The sequence below is a fragment of the Micromonospora sp. NPDC004551 genome (assembly GCF_040609975.1).
Taxonomy (GTDB): domain Bacteria; phylum Actinomycetota; class Actinomycetes; order Mycobacteriales; family Micromonosporaceae; genus Micromonospora.
Genome location: NZ_JBEXLM010000001.1, coordinates 401,296 through 416,664, shown reverse-complemented (window position 1 = coordinate 416,664; position 15,369 = coordinate 401,296). Strand labels below are relative to the sequence as shown.

Sequence of the window (15,369 nt, the reverse complement as noted above, 5' to 3'; positions counted from 1 at the left end):
GGGTAAACGTGCCATGTTCGGCTTGTGAAAGAACCATTAACGAGATTGGCGGCCTTCCATCGGTAAAGCGACCGCTCAGTAACCCCGTTTCAGGCCGGTTCGCCGAGGAAGACCCGGCGGACCACCCGCTCGGCGGCGTGCCCGTCGTCCAGCGCGCAGAACCGGGCCCGGAACCGCTGCCGGGCCTGCTCGGCGGCCGCCCCGCGCACCGCGCCGCCGCGGAACACGTCGAGCAGGCCGGGAAAGTCGACGGCGACCGCGCCCGGCGGCTCGGCGAGCAGGTCGAAGTAGACGCCCCGGGACACCCGGTACGCGTCCCAGTCCGGCGCGTAGACCACGATCGGCCGGTCCAGCACCGCGTAGTCGAACATCGCCGAGGAATAGTCGGTGACCAGCACGTCCGCGGCGAGGTACAGGTCCTCGACCCGGTCGTGGGCGCTCACGTCCAGCACCCCGTCGGCGGAGCGCGCCCGCGGGCGCCGCTCCCGGTCGTGGAAGTAGTGGCTGCGCATCAGCAGCCGCCCGGACGGGCCGAGCACCTCGACCAGCCGGTCCGGGTCGAACGGCGGCCGCCAGCCGGGCAGGTGCTCCCGGTGGGTCGGCGCGTAGAGCACCACGTACTCGTCGGGGCCGATGCCCAGCGCTGCGCGGGCCTGGCGGCACTCCTCGTCGGTGGCGAGCGCCAGCCGGTCGTTGCGCGGGTAGCCGACCTCCAGCGTGGTGTAGTCGGCCGGGTAGGCCCGCTCCCACATCTGCGTGGAGAAGCTGTTCGCGCTGACGCTGTAGTCCCAGCGGTCCACCCGGCGCAGCAGCTTCGCGAAGTCCATTCCCACCGTGCCGACCGGATAGCGCTGCTGGTCCAGCCCCATCACCTTGACCGGGGTGCCGTGGTGGGTCTGTACGTGCACCGAGCCGGGTCGCTTGCGGACGAAGTCCGGGAAGTTGACGTTGTTGACCAGCCAGCGGGCCCGGGCCAGCACCCGGTAGTAGTCCGGAGTGCCGGCCACCACGTACTCGACGCCCGGCGGCAGCACGGCGACCCGGTCCCGGCGGACGATCCAGACGCCGCGCACCTGCGGGGCGAGCCGGCGGGCGGCCGTGTAGATGGCGGCCGGGTTGCAGGAGTAGCCCCGGTACCAGTACGCGGCGTAGACGGCGAGCGTCGGGTCGAGCGGGCGGTGCAGTTCGGCCCGGTAGTACTCGCGCAGCGCCACGTCCCGGGCCCTGCGGGCGCTGCGCCGGGCCACCGGCAGCACCCGCCGCCTGGCCCGCCGGGCCGAGCGCCGGGCATGCTCCTCGGCCTGGTGGGCGGCCCGGAGCGCGCTGAACACCCGCCACCGACCGGCCGCCACGAGCCGGTGCTTCACCCCCTCCAGGCCGGGCGGGACCGGGTAGCCCTCAGGCGGCAGGAAGCGGACGTAGTCGGCGTGGATCTGGGCGAAGAACGGCGGCCGCAGCTCGGGGTCGATCCGCTCGCCGTTGCCCAGCACGGTCAGGTAGTGCCAGATCATCCGCTCGAAGACGGCCGGGCGCAGGCCGTTCACCACGGCCGGCCCCCACTGGTCCAGCAGCCGGAACACCCGGTGCCACTGCGCGAAGACCTCGAAGTGCCGGTCGCCACGGGTCCGGGTGATCGCCCCGGTGCGACGCTGCCGGTAATTGAGGCAGACCCGGTCCAGCACGCCGATCCGCGCGGCGGCCATCAGCACGGGATAGCTGAACGAGACGTCCTCGTACCAGCCGGGTGCGAAGCGCAGCCCCTGCTCGACGAGAAACTCCCGGCGGACCAACCGGTTCCAGGCGGTGTGCAGCAGGCGCAGGGTCTCCGGCCGCTCCCGCAGCCGGAAGGTCGCCGCGCCGGGCGGCTCCGGGAACACGTCCCGCATGGCGCTGCGCGTGCCCACGTTGTTCCAGTGCGCCCGGACGTGGTCGACGATCAGCACGTCCGGGCGGGTGGCGCGGAGCCGGTCGGCCACGTGCGGCAGGCAGCCGGGGACCAGCCAGTCGTCGCCGTCGACGAACCAGACGTAGTCGCCGGTGGCCCGGTCCAGCCCGATGTTGCGAGCCGGACCGAGCCCGACGTTCTCGGCGAGCCGGATCGCACGGACCCGGGGGTCGCGGTCCGCGTACTCGGCCAGGATCTCGCCGCTGCCGTCCGGAGAGGCGTCGTCGATCCCGATCACCTCGACGTCGTCAAACGGCTGGTCGAGGATCGAGTCGAGACACTCCCGCAGGTAACCCTGCACTTTGAAGGCCGGTACGACGAAGCTGATCAGGGTCATCCCGGCCCGCCCTCCGTCAGCCCGGCGAGCGGTCACCCCCACGGACGCGGGCCGGCAGGACCACCCAGGCGAGGACCACGCTCGCGACAAAAACCACGAGAAGGTACGCACCGAGTGTAGCCAGAGCGATGCTCGCAATTCCGGCGATTGACCCGATGGTGAGGAGCGCCGAACGCCCCTCCCAGCCCAGCGTGGCGGCGTGCAGCGGCGGGGCGGCCTGCCGCTTCTCCAGCCGGGCGGTCAGGTCGTAGTGGTGCAGGGTCAGCACGAAGACGTACCCGAAGATCAGCCACGGCGGCACCCGCCCGGCCACGCCGACGGCGATCGCGAAGAGGAACTCCGCGGCCCGCAGCGCCGCCGGGACCAGCCAGTCCAGCGGCCCGTCGTGCGCGGCCCGCGCGCCGTGCGCCCCGCTCATCAGGACGACGAACGCGAACGCCACCGCCCAGCCGGGCAGGTCGTCCCCGGCGTGGACGGCCAGCAACGACCACAGCAGCAGGCCCGCCGCGCCGAGCGCACCGAGCACGGCCAGCACCAGCGGCTGCCGGACCGCCGGCAGCCTCCCGGGCGCCGGCAGCGTCCGGGCCAGCGGCCCGTCGTCGCGGTGCAGGCCGGTGTCGACGGTGCTCATGACCGGCACCCGCATCCACCGCGCCCGAAGGGTGCGCAGGCCACCGGTGTACGCGAACGCCAGCACCCCCCACACCAGCACCGCGCAGAGCGCCACCAGCGGCCCGAACAGCGCGGCGGCCACCGCCATGAGCGCCCACCGCTCGCCGATCGGGAAGACCACGGTCCGCTTCAGCCAGTAGGACACCGAGCCGGTGTCCGCCTGCACCTTCGTCGACGCAGCGTTCAGCTTCCCGCCGATGCCGCCCGCCTCCCCGGTGGCCGGGCGGGGGCGCCGGGCCGCCTCGTCGTGCAGCACGCCGTACCAGGTGTCGGTCATGTGGCGCACGGTCTGGAGGGTCATGGCGGCGATCGCCAGCGCCCAGCCGTAGCGGAAGCCGGCGTGCGTGGCCCCGTAGCCGAGGCCCGCGTAGACCAGGTATTCCTTGGCCCGGTCGGCCATCGTGTCGAGCCAGCCGCCCCAGGCGCTGAAGTGCCGGGTGTAGCGGGCCAGCTGGCCGTCCACGCAGTCCAGCACGAAGCCCAGGTAGAGCAGCACCGCACCGGCCACCAGCGCGGGCCGCCCGCCGGCGCCGAAGAGCACCGCCGCGGCCACCGCGAAGACCACCGAGATCAGGGTGACCGCGGTCGGGCCCAGGCCGATCCGGGCGGCGGCCTTCGTCACGTACGGGGACCAGGTGCTGACGAAGAACGTGGTGAAGAAGTCGTCCCGCTCCTTCACCGACAGCTTCAGCTCTGCACGGTCCTCGTCGACCGCGGCCACGGCCGCCTGCGCCGCGGCCAGTTCCGCCGGGTCGCCGACCCGGTGCGCCACGAGCAGGCGTACCCGGTGGGCGAAGGTCAGCGTGCCGCACCCGGCCAGGTCCGCGAAGAGCTGGTCGACGCCGCCACCGGCCGCGGTCCTCGCCGCGGCGGCGAGGGCCGGCAGGTCGGCCGGGCCGACCCGCAGCGCGCCGCCGAACACACCGGTCGCGCCGGTGGGGTCGCCCACCGCGACCACCTGGCCGCGCTCCTCGCGAACCGTCACCTGCCCGGCGGCCGGCGGATCGGTGAGCACCAGGGCCACCGTCGGCCCCACCGGGCTGGTGGCGAGGTGCTTGAGTACGGCCGTGTGCGCCACCAGGTCAGCCCCGCTGACCAGCACGGGCCCGGTGGCGGCCGCCACCAGGTCGGCCAGCTCGGACAGGTCGGCGGCCACCCGCACCTCGTCCGCCCCGGCCCGGCGCCACTGCCCGGCGAGCCGGTCGGCCACGCGCTCCCCGGCATCGGTGGTCAGGCCCGCCGCCGGCCCGGCGGCGAGCACGATCGCGAGCGTCACCGCTGCGTCGCGCCGGCGTACGCCCGCAGCGCCTCGTCGATCGTCCCGTCGACGGTCAGCCGCCCGGCGTCGAGGTAGAGCCCCCGACGGCAGAACCGGGTGAGGTCCTTGTCGTTGTGTGACACCAGCACCAGCGTGCGCCCTTCCGCGAGAAGTCGCTCGATGGTCGCATAGCACTTCGCGCGGAACTCCGCGTCCCCGACCGCGGTCACCTCGTCCACCAGCAGCACGGGATGGGGCAGGTGCGCGATCACCGCGAAGCCCAGCCGCACCTTCATGCCGGACGAGTAGTGCCGGACCGAGGTGTCGATGGCGCGTTCGACCTGCTCACCCGCGAACGAGACGATCTCGTCGAAGTGCCGCCGCAGGTAGGCCGACGACAGCCCGTGCAGCCCGCCCACCAGGTAGAGGTTCTCCCGTCCGGTCAGGTCGCCGGAGAAGCCGGCGGAGAGTTCCAGCAGCGGGGCCACCCGGCCGTGGACCCGGATCGAGCCCTCGTCGGGTATCAGCACGCCGGCGATCAGCCGCAGCAGGGTGCTCTTGCCGGTACCGTTGCGCCCCACCACGCCGACCGTCTCGCCCGGCTCGATCCGGAACGACACGTCCCGCAGCGGCCAGAACCGGCCGGCGTCCGGGTCCCGGGAGCCCCGGTGGATGAGCAGTTCCCGCAGCCGGAGCTGGCGGCGGCGGTTGCGGACGAACCGGATGCCGAGGCCGTCCGCCTCGATGATCGCGGCCATTCACAGTTCCTTGAGGACGGCCGGTTCGAGGCGGCGGAACGACCACCAGCCGACCCCGAACACCAGCAGGCTGCCCGCCACCGTGACAGTGAGCAGCCGGGCGTCGGGGAACTCGTCCGGATACCAGATCGCGTGGTGCAGCTGGAAGATCCCGACCAGCGGGTTCAGCTCGTACGCGATCTTCACCCAGCCCGGCATGCCCGATTCCCGCACGAGGTTCAGCGGGTAGATGATCGGGGTGGCGTAGAAGAGCAGCCGGATGACCAGCCGCATGGTGCGCTCGATGTCGCGCATCAGCACGTTGCCCGCCGACAGCAGCAGCGCCAGCCCCACCAGCAGGACGAACTGCACCGCCACGGCCAGCGGCAGCGCGAGCAGCGTCCAGCCCAGGTGGATCCGGCCGTGTGCGGCGTAGAGGGCCGCGATGGCGGCCAGGATGGGCAGGCCGGCGACGTACTCGGCGAACCGGCCGGCGACCCGGCCGATCGGGAAGACCTGCCGCGGCAGGTTCATCGTGGTGATCAGCCGGGCCTGCCCCGTCAGCGCGTTGGTCGCCTCGGTGAGCGCCGAGCTGGCCCACATCCATGCGAAGATCCCGGTGATCAGGAACAGCGGGTACGACCCGGCCGCGTCGCCCAGGTGCCGCCGGGTGGCCCCGGAGTAGAGCACGCCGAAGACGAACCAGTAGATCAGGCCCATGCCGAGCGGCTCGATGAGCGACCAGAGATAGCCCAGCACGGACTGCTGGTATTTCACCGCGAGATCGCGCCGGACCAGGATGCGCAGCGAGGTGCGGGCGGACCAGAGCGCGGCGACGCCGGACGTCACCGTCCCATCCTCGCCCCGGGCGTCGCGGCCCGGCGTACGGACGCGCCGGGTCACCCCTTCGGGTTCGTCAGCACTCGATGACGTTGACGGCGAGGCCGCCCCGCGCCGTCTCCTTGTACTTGATCTTCATGTCGGCGCCGGTTTCCCGCATGGTCTTGATGACCTTGTCCAGCGACACGGCGTGCACCCCGTCGCCGCGCAGCGCCAGCCGCGCCGCCGTGATGGCCTTGATGCTGGCCACCGCGTTGCGCTCGATGCACGGAATCTGCACCAGGCCGCCGACCGGGTCGCAGGTGAGCCCGAGGTTGTGCTCCATGCCGATCTCGGCCGCGTTCTCCACCTGCTCGGGCGTGCCGCCCAGCGCCTCGGCCAGCCCGGCGGCCGCCATCGAGCAGGCCGAGCCGACCTCGCCCTGGCAGCCGACCTCGGCGCCGGAGATCGAGGCGTTCTCCTTGAACAGCACCCCGATGGCGCCGGCCGCGAGGAGGAAGCGGATCACGCCCTCCTCGGAGGCGCCCGGCACGAACCGGGTGTAGTAGTGCAGGACGGCCGGGATGATCCCGGCGGCGCCGTTGGTCGGCGCGGTGACGACCCGCCCGCCGGCCGCGTTCTCCTCGTTGACGGCGAGCGCGAAGAGGGTGACCCAGTCCATCGCGTGCAGCGGGTCGCTCGCGTCGCCCTCCGCCTCCAGGCTGCGGCGCAGCTCGGCCGCCCGGCGGCGCACCTTCAGCCCGCCCGGCAGCACGCCGTCGCGGGCGCAGCCGTTCTCGACGCACTCCCGCATGACCCGCCAGATCTCCAGCAGCCCGGCCCGGACGTCCGCCTCGCTGCGCCAGGACAGCTCGTTGGCGAGCATCACCTCGCTGATCGACAGGCCGGTCTCGGCGGTCACCGCCAGCAGCTCCGCGCCGGTGAGGAACGGGTGCCGGACCCGGGTGCTGTCCGGCTTGATCCGGTCGGCTCCAGCGGCCGCCTCGTCGACCACGAACCCGCCACCGACCGAGTAGTAGGTGCGCGCCCGGACCTGCTCCCCGGCCGCGTCGAAGGCCGCGAAGGTCATCCCGTTCGGGTGGTACGGCAGGGAGCGGCGGCGGTGCAGCACCAGTTCCCGGTCCGGGTCGAAGTCGATCTCCTGGCTGCCCAGCAGGCTCAGCCGCCGCTCGGCGCGGATCCGCTCCACCCGCGGCCCCACCGTGTCGGTGTCGACCGTCTCCGGGGCCTCCCCCTCCAGCCCGAGCAGCACGGCACGGTCGCTGCCGTGGCCGTGGCCGGTGGCGCCCAGCGAACCGAACAGCTCGGCCTGCACGCGCACGACGTCGGCGAGCTGGCCGTCGGCCTTGAGCCCGGCCACGAACGTCCGCGCGGCCCGCATCGGCCCCACGGTGTGCGAGCTGGACGGCCCGATACCGACGCTGAAGAGATCGAAAACACTGATCATGGCTGCACTTTCCTCGCCGTCGTCCCCGTTGTGCGGGTCCGGCCCGGTGTGTGCCGCTCCCCGGTTCCGGGAGGCGGCGGGCGGCACCCGGGGTGTGGGCGCCCGACCGGCGAGCCTACCCTCCGCGCCCGCCGTCAACCCACCGTCACCGGCTGACCGGCCGGTGAATCGATCATGGCCCGCCGGGGTAAAGCACCTACGGGTTCCCGGGTCGCCGATCCTCCTCGGGGCCGAGGGCGGGACGTGCGCCCGTTCCTACCGTGGAATCAGCGCGGCGGATCGCCGCAGAAGTGGGAGTTCGACGATGAGTCGCAAACTGGTCCGGCCCCGCCAGGGGCGCATGTTCGCCGGCGTCTGCGCCGGCCTGGCCCAGCGGTTCGGCATGTCCGCCGGCCTGGTCCGGCTGCTGTTCCTGCTGTCGCTGCTGCTGCCCGGCACCCAGGTGATCGTCTATCTGATCCTGTGGATCCTCATGCCGAACGAGGACCGCTACCTCGCCACCCGCCACTGACCCGTGCCGCCCGCCCCGGGATCACCCGGGGCGGGCGCCGATGGCGTCAGGACGCCGTGTAGGTGACCGTCACCTTCTCGTAGCCCAGCGAGCGGAGCAGACCCTCCAGCATCTTGCGGGTGTTCTCCTCGGCACGGGCGGTGAGCCCGCTGTCCCGGGCCGCCGCCGTGATCCGGTCCTCGGCGAGCTGGTAGACCTGCTGCTGCCGGTTGGGATCGCCGCCGACCAGGTCGTTCAGCCGGTTGATCAGGCCGCGCTGCTCGGCGAAGACGTAGCTCTTGTCCATGTCCAGATCGGTCTCGCCGAGCTGCGGCGCCGGCAGCTTGATCTCGACGGACTTGCCGTCGTCGGAGACCACCACCGCCCCGTCGGCGATCTTGGCGAAGTCGACGTACGCCTCGATGCGGCCCGCCCCGACGAAGAGCGTGCGCTCGTTGAGCAGGAAGTCGGGCACGTTGCGCCGGTCCTTCTGCACGTCGACCACGACCTGGAAGTTGCCCTCGGCGGCCACGTAGCGGCTCAGGTCGCGGATCGACTTGAGCAGCGGCGGCTGGCTGCGGTCGGTCTGCTCCTTGGCGAACGGGTTGCGGAACTCCGGCAGCAGGCCGGTCGCCTGCACGCCGAGCAGCACCACCACGGCCAGCGCGGCCGCGCCGAGCACCCAGAGCAGGCCCCGCGCCGGAGCACCGGGCGACGCCGGGCCACCGGGCCGGGGGTCGGACGGCACGTCCGACCGGGCCCGGAGGGACTCGCCGGTCGGGTATTCCGGGAACTCCCTGGTGGGCTCGTTCTCACCGTCGCGGGCCATCGCCCCTCACCGTCCTCGTCAGACACATCGACTGAGAATGACGGTACGGCCACCGTGCGACAGTCGCTCGCCGAGCGACCCGAATGGGGGAATCCCCAGCTCAGGCGAACGCGGAGAGCCCGGTCAGCCGCTGGCCGATGACCAGCTGGTGGATCTCCGAGGTGCCCTCGTAGGTCAGCACGCTCTCCAGGTTGTTGGCGTGCCGCATCACCGGGTACTCGCCCGAGACGCCGTTCGCGCCCAGGATGGTGCGGCACTCCCGGGCGATGGCCAGGGCCTCGCGTACGTTGTTCAGCTTGCCCACGCTGACCTGGTCCGGGCGCAGCTTCCCGGCGTCGGCCAGCCGGCCCAGGTGCAGCGCGAGCAGCAGCCCCTTGTTCCACTCGACCGCCATGTCGGCGAGCTTGGCCTGGGTGAGCTGGAAGCCGGCGAGCGGCCGGCCGAACTGGGTCCGGGTGGTCGCGTAGGACAGGGCGGTCTCCAGGCAGTCCCGGGCCGCGCCGAGCGCGCCCCAGACGATGCCGTGCCGGGCCTCGGTGAGGCAGCTCAGCGGCGCCTTCAGCCCGGTCGCCCCGGGCAGCCGGGCGTCCGCCGGCAGCCGCACGTCGTCGAGGGCGATCTCGCCGGTCAGCGACGCGCGCAGCGACATCTTGTGCCGGATCTCCCGCGCCGTCACACCGGGGGTGTCCATCGGTACGGCGAAGCCGCGGACGCCCTCGTCGGTGCGCGCCCAGATCACCCCGACGTCGGCGATCGGCGCATTGGTGATCCACAGCTTGCTGCCGGTCAGGATCCAGTCGTCGCCGTCGCGGCGGGCACGGGTCGCCATCGAGGCCGGGTCGGAGCCGTGGTCCGGCTCGGTCAGCCCGAAGCAGCCGATCGCCTCGCCGGCCGCCATGGCGGGCAGCCAGCGCTGCTTCTGCTCCTCGCTGCCGTAGCGCCAGATGGCGTACATGGCCAGCGACCCCTGCACCGAGACCAGCGAGCGGATGCCGGAGTCGCCGGCCTCCAGCTCCAGGCAGGCCAGCCCGTAGGCGACGGCCGACGCGCCCGCGCAGCCGTAGCCGGTGAGGTGCATGCCGAGCAGGCCGAGCTTGCCGAACTCCCGGGCCAGCTCGCGGGCCGGGACGTGGCCGTCCTCGTACCAGCCCGCGACGTGCGGGCGGACCCGGTCGTCGATCAGCTGGCGCACCACGGCGCGGATCTGACGCTCCTCCTCGCTCAGCGACGCGTCGATGTCCAGCAGGTCGAGAGGGGTCATGGCGTCACCTTAACGAAGACTCAGGGGCGCGTCACTCGCCCTGACCGCTGAGCACCAGCACCCGGGCGTGGATCTGATTGCGCTGCTGGAGCGCCGCGCGCAGCGCCCGGTGCAGGCCGTCCTCCAGGTAGAGGCCGCCGTTCCACTGCACCACGTGCGGGAAGAGGTCGCCGTAGAAGGTGGAGTCCTCGGCGAGCAGCTTGTCGAGCGCCAGCTCCCGCTTGGTCGTGATGAGCTGGTCCAGCCGCAGCGGGCGCGGCGGGATCTCGGCCCACTGCTTGAGCGTGAGGTTGTGCTCCGGGTAGGGACGCCCGTCCCGGACCGCCCTGAAGATCACGGCACGCTCCCCTCCCCCCGGCCGGCCGAATGATGTCGGTGCCAGCCTAGCCGCACCCGCCACACCGCGTTTTACTCCCTCATGTCGGTTTCCCTACCGCCGATACCCGGGCCGGACGCGCTGAACCACCCTCAACTCCAGCGGCCCCGCCGGACCACCTCGTCCACCGGCCGGCGGCCGCGCCGCAGCGACGGCGACCGGTGGTCGGGTGCCCGGTAACCTACCGTGAGCGCGCCGATCGGGTGGTACTCCGCCGGCACGCCGAACGCCTCCCGGTACGCCCCGATCCGCTGCGGCGGGATCCCGAAGAAGCAGGCCCCCAGCCCTTCGTCCACGGCGGTGAGCAGCATCAGCAGGGCGGCGAAGCCGGTGTCGACGTACCAGTAGGGCACCGGCCAGCGGTCCTCGGAACGGTCCGCCCAGCCCTTGTCCGGCTCGGCGTAACGGTCGAGGTACGCGGAGCGGTTGGCGTGCGGCACCACGATCAGCGGGGCCTTGCGCATCCCGGCCAGCCAGCGTTCCCGGCCGCCGCCGGCCGGGGTGGCCGCCGCCCAGAACCGCTCCCGGTCTGCCGGCTCCTCCAGCACCAGGAACCCCCAGCCCTGGGCGAACCCGGCCGACGGGGCCCGTACGGCGTGGTCCAGCAGCCGGTCCACCACCTCGGGCGGGACCGGGCGGTCCGGGTCGTAGTTGCGGACCATCCGTCGGCGCCGGACGACCTCGGCGAACTCCACGCTCAGGCCCCGGGCCGGATGCCCCAGGCACCCCGCCAGGTCTGCCCGGGAGCCAGCGTGATGAGGTCCCGGCCCGAGCGGAAGGCGTCGGCCGGGCAGGTCATCGGCTCGACCGCCACCGAGCGCCGGTGCCGCTCCCCGGTGAGGGTGTCCCCGGTGAAGACCTGCCACCAGCCGAACTCGCCGTCCGCCCAGACGTGCACCGCGGCCGAGCCGTCCGGGGCGGCCAGGGTCACCGACGAGCCCCCGTCCACGTCCCGCACCACGTCGCCGAAGGCCACGTCGAGCACCGCGCCGCCGATCGCGCGCGGCTCGGTGTAGTCGAACTCGGTGCCGGCCACCTCGGTCGCGGCCACCGGCAGGAGCCGGTTGTCCAGCAGCACCCGGGTCCGCCCCGGCACCCGCAGGGTCAGCTCGTCCACGCCGACCTTCGGCAGTTGCAGGTAGGGGTGCACGGAGAAGCCGAAGGGGGCCGGCTCGCCGGACCGGTTGGTCACCTCGTGCTCGGCCCGCAGCCCGTCCGCGCCGACGCTCCACCGGCTCCGCAGCCGCAGCGCCCATGGGTAGCCGGGGCTGGGCGGCAGCTCGTAGGCGATCGTCACGCTGTCCGGCGACTGCTCGACGAGCTCCCACCGCACCCAGTTGACCAGGCCGTGGATGGCGTTGTGCCGGGCCGGCTCGGTCAGGTCGAGCTGGAACGACCGGTCCCCGAAGGTGTACGCGCCGTCCCGGATCCGGTTCGGCCAGGGGGCCAGCACGTGACCGGCCGAGCCGGGGCAGAGCTCGTCCGCCTCGTACCCGTCGAGGTAGTCGGTCCCGTCGTGCCGGTAGGCCCGCAGGCCACCGCCGACCTCCACCACGACGGCCTCGTGCCCGTCGGCGGCAATGGTCCACTGTGCCCCCGACGGGGACGGGCGCGCGTCGGTCTCCATGCCGGCGACCTTAGCCCGTCCGGTCCCGCTCGCCCGCCCCGGCGGCCCGGTAGCGGAGCAGGGCCGGGAAGACCGTCACGAGCAGCACCGCGAGCACGGCTGAGGCGATGCCGCCGCCCACCATGGCGATGGTGGTGCCGGAGGCGGCGGCCATCGCGCCGGCCCGCAGGTCGCCCAGGCGCGGGCCGCCGGCGACCACCACCGTGTTGACGCCCTGGAGCCGGCCGCGCATCCGGTCCGGCGCGTAGACCAGCAGCATCGACTGCCGCAGGGTCGCGCTGACCAGGTCGGCGGCGCCGGCCAGGCCGAGCAGGGCCACCACCAGCCAGAGCTGGCGGGCCAGGCCGGCGGCGGCGATCGCCACGCCCCAGCCGACCACGGCTACCACCAGCGCCAGCCCCTGCCGGCGTACCCGGCCGATCCAGCCGGAGGTGAGGCCGCCCAGCATGGCGCCGATGGCGATCGCGCTGTAGAGCCAGCCGACCGCCGCCCCGCCGCCGAACCGCTCGTGCGCCAGCTCGGGGAAGAGCGCCCGGGGCATGGCCAGGATCATCGCGATCAGGTCGATGGCGAAGGAGAGCAGCAGCACCGGCGTGGTGGCCAGATAGCGGAGCCCGTCGACGATGCTGGCCAGCCCCGCCTTGCGCGGCGTGCCGTCGCCGCCCGGGTCCGGCTCGGGCGGCATGGCCGGCAGCCGCAGGGTGGCCCAGAGCGACACGGTGAACAGCAGCGCGTCGACCCCGTACGCGATCGGCAGCCCGATGTCGATGCGCCAGGTCGCGAAGATGAGGCCGGCGGCGAGCGGCCCGAAGACCGAGGTCGCGGTGAACGTGGTGAAGTTCAGCGTGCTGGCCGCCGGCACCAGCTCGGCCGGCACGAGGCGGGGCAGGATCGCGCTGCGGGTCGGCGAGGTTATGGCGAACGCGATCGACTGCACCGCGACCAGGACCAGCAGCAGCACCGGGCTGCCCACGCGCAGCAGCGACTGGAGCAGCAGCGCCAGGGTCGACGCCCAGAGCAGGGCGCCGCCGCCCAGCAGCACCCGCCGCCGGTCCCGGGCGTCCGCGACCGCCCCGCCCCACAGCCCGAAGACCAGCAGCGGCAGGAAGCCGGCGATCCCGAGCAGGCCGACCCAGAACGAGCCGCCGGTCAGGTCGAACATCTCCACGGGCACCGCCACGGCGGTGAACTGGAAGCCGAACATCGCCACGGCGTTGCCGAGCCACACCCGGCGGTACGCGGGCACGCCCAGCGGGCGCAGGTCGATCGCCCAGCGGCGCGCTCCGCGCTGCCGGGCCTCCGTCACCCCCGTCACGGGGCCAGCCGCTCGATCGCCCAGGTGCCGTCCCCGGTGCGCCGGAACCGCAGCCGGTCGTGCAGCCGGCTGGCCCGGCCCTGCCAGAACTCCACGGTCTCCGGCCGCACCCGGAAGCCGCCCCAGTGCGGCGGCGCGGGGATCTCCGCAACGTCGGCGAAGCGCTCGGCCGCCGCCCGGTACGCCGCGTCCAGCGCCGCGCGGTCGGGCACCACCTGGGACTGGGTGCTCGCCCAGGCGCCGAGCTGGGAGCCGCGCGGCCGGACGGCGAAGTACGCCTCGGTCTCGGCCCGGTCGACCCGGCTCACCCGGCCGGTGACCGTCACCTGCCGCTGCATCGGGAACCAGGGGAACACCAGGCTGGCCCACGGGTTGACGGTCGCCTCGTCGCCCTTGCGGGAGTCGTAGTTGGTGTAGAAGACGAACCCGTCCGGGTCGTACCCCTTGAGCAGCACGGTGCGGCCGCTCGGCCGCCCGTCGGCGTCGGCCGTGCCGACCACCATGGCGTTCGGTTCGGGCAGCGGATGCGCCACCGCGTCGGCGAACCAGCGGGCGAACTGGGTGTGCCAGTCCGGCGCGAGATCCGATTCGGAAAGGCCCAGGTCGGCGGCGTACTCGTTACGCATACCGGCCGGGGCAGGTGTGTCGCCCATCACTCTCGTCGTCCCTCTCCCGGGGATGCCGGCGTCCCCCGACGCTGGCCAGGCCCCACCACCCAGTCTTCTCCAGCCCGTGAGCATGTCCACCGGCGGGGATGTCATGTGGCGCACAGTCGCTGCGGGTCGCGAACCCGGTTACCGAGCAGGCAAGATGTTCCGAACACATCCCTGAGGGGGTCGCCCGAGCCGCGGGCCCGTCCAGCCCGCGCGGCCACCACCACCGCCGGAAGCCAGGAGACGACATGTCCGACTTCAAACCGGGCCTGGAGGGCGTCGTAGCCTTCGAGACCCAGATCGCCGAACCCGACCGCGAGGGTGGCGCGCTGCGCTACCGCGGCGTGGACATCGAGGATCTGATCGGTCAGGTCTCCTTCGGCAACGTCTGGGCGCTGCTGGTCGACGGGCGTTTCGGCCCGGGCCTGCCGCCGGCCGAGCCGTTCCCGGTGCCGGTGCACTCCGGCGACATCCGCGTCGACGTCCAGTCCGCGGTCGCCATGCTCGCCCCGTACTGGGGGCTCAGCCAGCTCCTCGACATCTCCGACGAGCAGGCCCGCGAGGACCTGGCCCGGGTGTCGGTCACCGCGCTCTCCTTCGTCGCCCAGTCCGCCCGCGGCCTCGGCCTGCCGGCCGTGCCGCAGAAGGAGATCGACAAGGCGGAGACCATCGTCGAGCGGTTCATGAAGCGCTGGCGGGGTGAACCCGACCCGCGGCACGTCAAGGCCGTCGACGCCTACTTCATCTCGGCCGCCGAGCACGGCCTGAACGCCTCCACCTTCACCGCCCGGATCGTCGCCTCCACCGGCGCCGACGCCGCGGCCTGCATCTCCTCCGGCATCGGCGCGCTCTCCGGCCCGCTGCACGGCGGCGCGCCGTCCCGGGTGCTCAGCATGCTCGAGGCCGTCGAGCGCAGCGGCGACGCCGAGGGCTACGTCAAGGGCGTCCTCGACCGGGGCGAGCGGCTCATGGGCTTCGGCCACCGGGTCTACCGGGCCGAGGACCCGCGCGCCCGCGTGCTCCGCCGCACCGCCAAGGAGCTGGGCGCGCCGCGCTTCGAGATCGCCGAGGCGCTGGAGAAGGCCGCCCTGGCCGAGCTCCAGGCCCGCCGCCCGGACCGGGTGCTCGCCACCAACGTCGAATTCTGGTCGGCCGTGGTGCTCGACTTCGCCGAGGTGCCGGCGCACATGTTCACCTCGATGTTCACCTGCGCCCGGATGGGCGGTTGGTCCGCGCACATCCTGGAGCAGAAGAAGCTCCAGCGGCTGGTCCGCCCGTCGGCCCGCTACGTCGGCCCGGGCAGCCGGAAGCCGCAGGAGGTCGAGGGCTGGGACGCCATCCCGCACGGCGTCTGACCTCTCCCGTACCCCGTCCAGGGCCCGGTCCGTCGCGGACCGGGCCCTGGCGCGTTGTGGCGCATCCCTCAGCCCCGGTCGTGGGACCAGCCGTCGGAGCGGGTGGCGCGGGTGCGAGGATGAAGGCCGGCAGTGCCGCCGGACCGGGCTCGGACCCGGCTCCGCCGCGCGCCCGCGCGTGGCCGCCGTCGCTCCGCGCCCCGCTGAAAGGGCCCGCCCTCGCCCAT

General features: G+C 73.3%; 14 protein-coding genes. 2 read left to right on the top strand and 12 right to left on the bottom strand.

Features of this window, described 5'->3' with window-relative positions:
- Positions 1–89 precede the first annotated feature (89 nt).
- The 5 genes from ABZW14_RS02050 to ABZW14_RS02030 all read right to left on the bottom strand — a co-directional run bounded on the left by ABZW14_RS02050 (position 90) and on the right by ABZW14_RS02030 (position 7,236).
- Positions 90–2,282 (bottom strand): bifunctional glycosyltransferase family 2 protein/CDP-glycerol:glycerophosphate glycerophosphotransferase, encoded by a 2,193-nt coding sequence (locus ABZW14_RS02050; protein ID WP_355338276.1) that lies wholly within the window; start codon positions 2,280–2,282, stop codon positions 90–92.
- Positions 2,283–2,298: 16 nt separating this feature from the next.
- Positions 2,299–4,188: a DUF5941 domain-containing protein gene (locus ABZW14_RS02045; protein WP_355339376.1), complete on the bottom strand. Its 1,890-nt coding sequence runs from the start codon at positions 4,186–4,188 to the stop codon at positions 2,299–2,301.
- 38 nt (positions 4,189–4,226) lie between these two features.
- On the bottom strand, positions 4,227–4,970 hold the full coding sequence (locus ABZW14_RS02040) for an ABC transporter ATP-binding protein (RefSeq protein WP_355338273.1): 744 nt from the start codon (positions 4,968–4,970) through the stop codon (positions 4,227–4,229).
- Entirely contained in the window at positions 4,971–5,798 is an 828-nt protein-coding gene (locus ABZW14_RS02035) for an ABC transporter permease (RefSeq protein ID WP_355338270.1), read from the bottom strand.
- 67 nt (positions 5,799–5,865) lie between these two features.
- Entirely contained in the window at positions 5,866–7,236 is a 1,371-nt protein-coding gene (locus ABZW14_RS02030; protein ID WP_355338267.1) for an L-serine ammonia-lyase, read from the bottom strand.
- Positions 7,237–7,540: 304 nt separating this feature from the next.
- Between ABZW14_RS02030 and ABZW14_RS02025 the strand changes: the two genes are divergently transcribed.
- Positions 7,541–7,747, top strand: coding sequence for a PspC domain-containing protein (locus ABZW14_RS02025; RefSeq protein WP_355338264.1), 207 nt, complete (start codon positions 7,541–7,543; stop codon positions 7,745–7,747).
- A 46-nt stretch (positions 7,748–7,793) separates the two neighbouring features.
- Here ABZW14_RS02025 and ABZW14_RS02020 read toward each other — a convergent pair whose 3' ends face one another.
- The 7 genes from ABZW14_RS02020 to pdxH form a co-directional block, all read right to left on the bottom strand.
- Positions 7,794–8,555 carry a DUF4230 domain-containing protein gene (locus ABZW14_RS02020; RefSeq protein ID WP_355338261.1) on the bottom strand — a complete coding sequence of 254 codons (762 nt, stop codon included), beginning with the start codon at positions 8,553–8,555 and terminating at the stop codon, positions 7,794–7,796.
- Positions 8,556–8,655: 100 nt separating this feature from the next.
- Positions 8,656–9,816 carry an acyl-CoA dehydrogenase family protein gene (locus ABZW14_RS02015; protein ID WP_355338258.1) on the bottom strand — a complete coding sequence of 387 codons (1,161 nt, stop codon included), beginning with the start codon at positions 9,814–9,816 and terminating at the stop codon, positions 8,656–8,658.
- Positions 9,817–9,847: 31 nt separating this feature from the next.
- Positions 9,848–10,153: a type II toxin-antitoxin system VapB family antitoxin gene (locus ABZW14_RS02010; protein WP_046566293.1), complete on the bottom strand. Its 306-nt coding sequence runs from the start codon at positions 10,151–10,153 to the stop codon at positions 9,848–9,850.
- 131 nt (positions 10,154–10,284) lie between these two features.
- Entirely contained in the window at positions 10,285–10,887 is a 603-nt protein-coding gene (locus ABZW14_RS02005) for a nitroreductase family protein (protein WP_355338255.1), read from the bottom strand.
- 2 nt (positions 10,888–10,889) lie between these two features.
- On the bottom strand, positions 10,890–11,819 hold the full coding sequence (locus ABZW14_RS02000) for an aldose 1-epimerase family protein (RefSeq protein ID WP_355338252.1): 930 nt from the start codon (positions 11,817–11,819) through the stop codon (positions 10,890–10,892).
- 10 nt (positions 11,820–11,829) lie between these two features.
- Positions 11,830–13,134, bottom strand: coding sequence for an MFS transporter (locus tag ABZW14_RS01995; protein WP_355338249.1), 1,305 nt, complete (start codon positions 13,132–13,134; stop codon positions 11,830–11,832).
- Positions 13,131–13,787, bottom strand: coding sequence for a pyridoxamine 5'-phosphate oxidase (gene pdxH, locus ABZW14_RS01990; RefSeq protein ID WP_355338246.1), 657 nt, complete (start codon positions 13,785–13,787; stop codon positions 13,131–13,133). The genes ABZW14_RS01995 and pdxH overlap by 4 nt, the downstream gene beginning before the upstream one ends.
- Before the next feature lie 248 nt (positions 13,788–14,035).
- On the opposite strand from pdxH, the gene ABZW14_RS01985 reads away from it, so the two are divergent.
- Positions 14,036–15,142, top strand: a complete 1,107-nt coding sequence (locus ABZW14_RS01985) for a citrate synthase 2 (protein WP_355338243.1) — start codon at positions 14,036–14,038, stop codon at positions 15,140–15,142.
- Positions 15,143–15,369: the final 227 nt, after the last annotated feature.

Excerpts from the sequence above, each read along its gene's own strand:
- ABZW14_RS02040 (WP_355338273.1), bottom strand. The coding sequence starts at position 4,970 with ATGGCCGCGATCATCGAGGCGGACGGCCTCGGCATCCGGTTCGTCCGC.
- ABZW14_RS01985 (WP_355338243.1), top strand. The coding sequence starts at position 14,036 with ATGTCCGACTTCAAACCGGGCCTGGAGGGCGTCGTAGCCTTCGAGACC.
- ABZW14_RS02025 (WP_355338264.1), top strand. The coding sequence starts at position 7,541 with ATGAGTCGCAAACTGGTCCGGCCCCGCCAGGGGCGCATGTTCGCCGGC.
- ABZW14_RS02050 (WP_355338276.1), bottom strand. The coding sequence starts at position 2,282 with ATGACCCTGATCAGCTTCGTCGTACCGGCCTTCAAAGTGCAGGGTTAC.
- ABZW14_RS02030 (WP_355338267.1), bottom strand. The coding sequence starts at position 7,236 with ATGATCAGTGTTTTCGATCTCTTCAGCGTCGGTATCGGGCCGTCCAGC.
- ABZW14_RS02000 (WP_355338252.1), bottom strand. The coding sequence starts at position 11,819 with ATGGAGACCGACGCGCGCCCGTCCCCGTCGGGGGCACAGTGGACCATT.
- ABZW14_RS02015 (WP_355338258.1), bottom strand. The coding sequence starts at position 9,816 with ATGACCCCTCTCGACCTGCTGGACATCGACGCGTCGCTGAGCGAGGAG.
- ABZW14_RS02020 (WP_355338261.1), bottom strand. The coding sequence starts at position 8,555 with ATGGCCCGCGACGGTGAGAACGAGCCCACCAGGGAGTTCCCGGAATAC.
- pdxH (WP_355338246.1), bottom strand. The coding sequence starts at position 13,787 with ATGGGCGACACACCTGCCCCGGCCGGTATGCGTAACGAGTACGCCGCC.